This window comes from Methylophaga pinxianii (assembly GCF_020447225.1).
In the GTDB taxonomy this organism is placed as follows: Bacteria; Pseudomonadota; Gammaproteobacteria; order Nitrosococcales; family Methylophagaceae; genus Methylophaga; species Methylophaga pinxianii.
The window spans coordinates 1-4041 of the sequence record NZ_JAJAEO010000105.1; the positions used below are offsets into that span (position 1 = coordinate 1).

The 4041-nt window shown below is 45.5% G+C and carries 4 protein-coding genes; 2 read left to right on the plus strand and 2 right to left on the minus strand.

From position 1 onward, the window contains the following. Window positions 1-643 (plus strand): AmmeMemoRadiSam system protein B (gene amrB, locus LGT40_RS00780; protein WP_226343128.1); only part of this gene is annotated, 643 nt, incomplete at its 5' end. Here the strand turns inward: amrB and LGT40_RS00785 are convergent. Continuing rightward, entirely contained in the window at window positions 628-1407 is a 780-nt protein-coding gene (locus LGT40_RS00785; RefSeq protein ID WP_226070540.1) for a TIGR01458 family HAD-type hydrolase, read from the minus strand. The genes amrB and LGT40_RS00785 overlap by 16 nt on opposite strands. 203 nt (window positions 1408-1610) lie before the next feature. On the opposite strand from LGT40_RS00785, the gene rimO reads away from it, so the two are divergent. Further along, window positions 1611-2921, plus strand: coding sequence for a 30S ribosomal protein S12 methylthiotransferase RimO (gene rimO, locus LGT40_RS00790; RefSeq protein ID WP_226070541.1), 1311 nt, complete (start codon window positions 1611-1613; stop codon window positions 2919-2921). Here rimO and LGT40_RS00795 read toward each other — a convergent pair. Then, a complete protein-coding gene (locus LGT40_RS00795) occupies window positions 2918-3904 on the minus strand; it encodes a sensor domain-containing diguanylate cyclase (RefSeq protein WP_226070542.1) in 987 nt (328 codons plus the stop codon). The two genes, rimO and LGT40_RS00795, sit on opposite strands and share 4 nt — an antisense overlap. Window positions 3905-4041: the final 137 nt, after the last annotated feature.

The following is a 4041-nucleotide window of genomic DNA, read 5'->3' on the forward strand; positions in this document are numbered from 1 at the left end:
TTTTTTTTATTCCGGCCAGGTGGCTGCCAAGGCTTATCAGTCTCTCATGGAAATTGCCGAGGATATTGAACGTGTTATTTTGATAGGCCCCTCCCACCGAACCGATTTCAAAGGTGTGGCAATGAGTGAGGCAGATTATTTTGCTACCCCGATGGGTACTGTTGCCGTTGATAAAAAAATCTATCCGCAGCTGAGCCGCATCAAAGGGGTTGAAACTTATGAAAGCCCACACGATAGCGAACATTGTCTGGAGGTACAGTTACCCTTTTTACAATATTCCCTTAAGCAGTTTGAGATTGTGCCTTTGCTGACAGGCCAAGCCAATTCTTCATTGATTGCAGATGTCCTGGGGACGGCGACCAAAGATGCCAAATCCTTAATCGTGATCAGCTCTGATCTCAGTCATTATCTGGATTATGAATCGGCTCGTAAAATAGACCAATATACCTCGCAAGCCATTATCAGCATGGATAATCACGATATTGATAAATTTCATGCCTGCGGTTGTGATGCGATCAGAGGATTTCTGGAATATGCCAAGAATGAAAACATGTCAGGTCAAATTATGGCATTGAGCAATTCAGGCGATGTCGTTGGCAAAAAAGACAGTGTTGTCGGCTATGGAGCTTATTTATTTGAATAATAATCGCTGGGGTTAACCACCCGATGTACTGCTTCAACGACAGAACGACAAAGCCATGCACCGGGATGACGAATTTTCTCTTCGTCTCCTGGTGTATATTTACCCGTTTGTACCAGACAGGCTCTAAGCCCGGCGGCTAACGCGCCTTCTACATCAGCAAAGGCATCATCTCCTACCATCAGAACTTCTTCAGCGGCAAACCCGGTTGATGTCACTGCTGTTTGAAAAAAAGCACTTGCCGGTTTCCCCAAAATCTCGGCTTCCACATCGCAGGCATATTCAAGTGCAGCAATAAAGGGACCTGCGTCTAACTGTAGCTGATCATTTTGTCGGAAATAACGATTCAACCCCACACCCAGCAATGGTGCCCCTTCCATAATTAACTGGAATGCCCGATTCATATTCTCATAGTTAAATCCTTCTGCAGCATCAGCTATCACCACGGCGTTGGGCGAGGTCTGATCCAGATCAGCAAACTCGGGACGCAGTTGTTCATGTACCAGACAATAAGGACGTAAATGGCGTTGCTGCAAAACGAGCCTCACCGCCCCTGGTGCAGTGAGTACCTCATCCATACTCAGATCAAAGCCCATACGTAGCAACGATTGCAACATGTCTGTGCTGGTATGGCGGGAAGTATTGGTCACAAAGCGCACTACTTTTTGCTCATCCCGAGCCAATTGAACGGCCTCAATGGCACCAGTGACCGGTGCGTTATCAACGTGCAATACACCACTGATATCAAATAAAATTGCTTTTATCATCGTGATCACCTCGGGTATGCAACCGATAAGCTATATTATGCTCGGATAATTTAAGGCAAACAAATAGCGCCATAAATTTTTAATGGGTCAATATTATTGAATCGATCTGCATGCTGGTCATGGTAAAAGACTGAAAGATTAACAGCCCCTATTAAACAAGATAGAATAGCCGCCTTTTACTCCCCCAGTTACAGGTTGCGCTTATGAAAGCTCCACAGGTCGGATTTGTCAGTCTCGGTTGCCCCAAAGCGCTGGTTGATAGTGAACGCATTATCACCAAGCTGCGTTCAGAGGGATATGCGATTTCGGCAAACTACGATGACGCTGATCTGGTCGTGGTAAATACTTGTGGTTTTATTGATTCTGCTGTCGAAGAATCATTGGAAAGTATCGGTGAAGCCATTGCGCATAATGGCAAAGTGATTGTGACAGGCTGTCTGGGTAGTCGCGATAATACGATTCGTGAACGGCATCCTCAGGTACTGGAAATTACCGGTGCGCATGCGCTGGAAGAAGTCGTTGGCGCGGTACACAAACATTTACCTCAACCACATGACCCCTTCATCAGCCTGGTCCCACCCGAGGGCATCAAATTGACGCCCCGTCATTATGCCTATCTAAAGATCTCAGAAGGCTGTAACCATCGCTGTACTTTTTGCATTATTCCATCAATGCGTGGTGATTTAGTCAGTCGCCCGGTTAATCAGGTTATTGCTGAAGCCAAGCGTCTTGCGGATGCTGGGGTAAAGGAAATTCTGGTCATTTCCCAGGATACCAGTGCCTACGGCGTCGATTTGAAATACGCTGAATATGAATGGCAAGGTGAAAAAATTGCCACTCGCTTTACGTCAATGGCTAAAGCACTAGGTGAGCTCGGCATCTGGGTGCGAATGCATTATGTATATCCCTATCCCCATGTCGATGATGTGATTCCATTAATGGCGCAAGGTAAGATTTTGCCTTATCTGGATATTCCGTTTCAGCATGCAAGTCCGCGTATTTTAAAATTAATGAAACGACCGGCCTCATCGCAAAATAATCTTGAGCGTATCCAGGCGTGGCGGGCTATTTGTCCTGATATCACTTTACGCAGTACTTTTATCGTTGGGTTTCCGGGTGAAACCGAAGCCGAATTTGAAGAGCTGCTGGATTTTCTCGATAAGGCGCAGCTGGATAAGGCCGGCGCATTTAAATATTCACCCGTTGATGGTGCCGTTGCCAACCAGCTACCGGATCCGGTTCCGGAAGAAATTAAAGAACAGCGTCTGGCACGATTTATGGCCAAACAGGCTGAAATCAGCGCTCATCGTCTGCAGCTAAAAGTCGGTAAACGCGATTTTGTCATTATTGATGAAGTGGTTGAAGAAGGTGCAGTGGGACGGAGTCGAGCTGATGCACCGGAGATCGACGGTCAGGTATTTATTGATCATGCAACACACTTAAATGTGGGCGATATTGTTGAGGTGGAATTTGAAGAAGCCGATGAGCACGATCTCTGGGCTCGATTAGTTTAGGAACTAATACGGTTTTTACCGGATTCTTTAGATTGATACAAGGCATTATCCGCACGGATAGACAAGCGCATAGCGGACTCGCCCTGACGCAGCTGTGCCACACCAAAACTTGTGGTAATAAGAGCACGCTTATCCAGTTTGGCTTCAACAATCAGTTGGCGTAATTTTTCGGCCGTATGGGCGGCAGCCTCAAGTGCTGTGTTAGGGAGTAAAATCATAAACTCGTCACCTCCCCAACGCGCCAGCAAATCAATTTCGCGAATATTCTTTTTCAGCAAACGACTCATCTGAACCAGAACCATGTCACCATTGGCATGACCAAACTCATCATTTACTGCTTTAAAGTCATCAATATCAAGCGCAATGACCGACAACGGCTGATGAAAACGTTCAGCCCGTTCAACTTCCAGTTCAAGTGTTTTTTCAAGACGGTAGCGATTGGCAACACCCGTAAGCGTATCGGTTTCAGCTAATCGTTGAACTTCAGCAATTTTACTTTCGAGTTCTGCATTGGTTTGAATAAGTTGGTAGGTACGCTCTTCAACCAGATCTTCCAGTGAATGATTTTGCTGTGCCAGCCGATCCAGATTCAGTTTGCGATCATTGATATCCCGGTGCGCACCAATCATTCTGGCAACCGATCCATCTTGATTCCATTCAATAATTTTAGCGCGGTCTTCTACCCATAAATAGCTGTTATCAGCTCTGCGCAGACGATATTCAATATGATAAGAACTACTATGATTGTGAATATATTTATCAAAATGTTCAAAGACGCGTAATCGGTCTTCGGGGTGCAAACACTGGTCCCAGAAAGCGACAGTGGCGGGAACATTTGCGCCATTATAGCCAAGCATTCTGAACCAGCCCGGGCTACGATAAACATATCCTGAATTGGCATGCCAATCCCATACGCCATCACTGATTATGTCCAATACGATCTGTAGGCACTCATCATCTACTTCGCCCAGCCCCGTCTTCATACCCATTCCTTAGTAATCAAACACTTAAGAGCGAAAGTATCTTATAAATATTTATGTGATGCAAGTCACAATATACATATTGGCGGATTTTGCTTGTTTATTGTCAGTTTTTTTGCCCATTTCATGCGAAAAAAAAA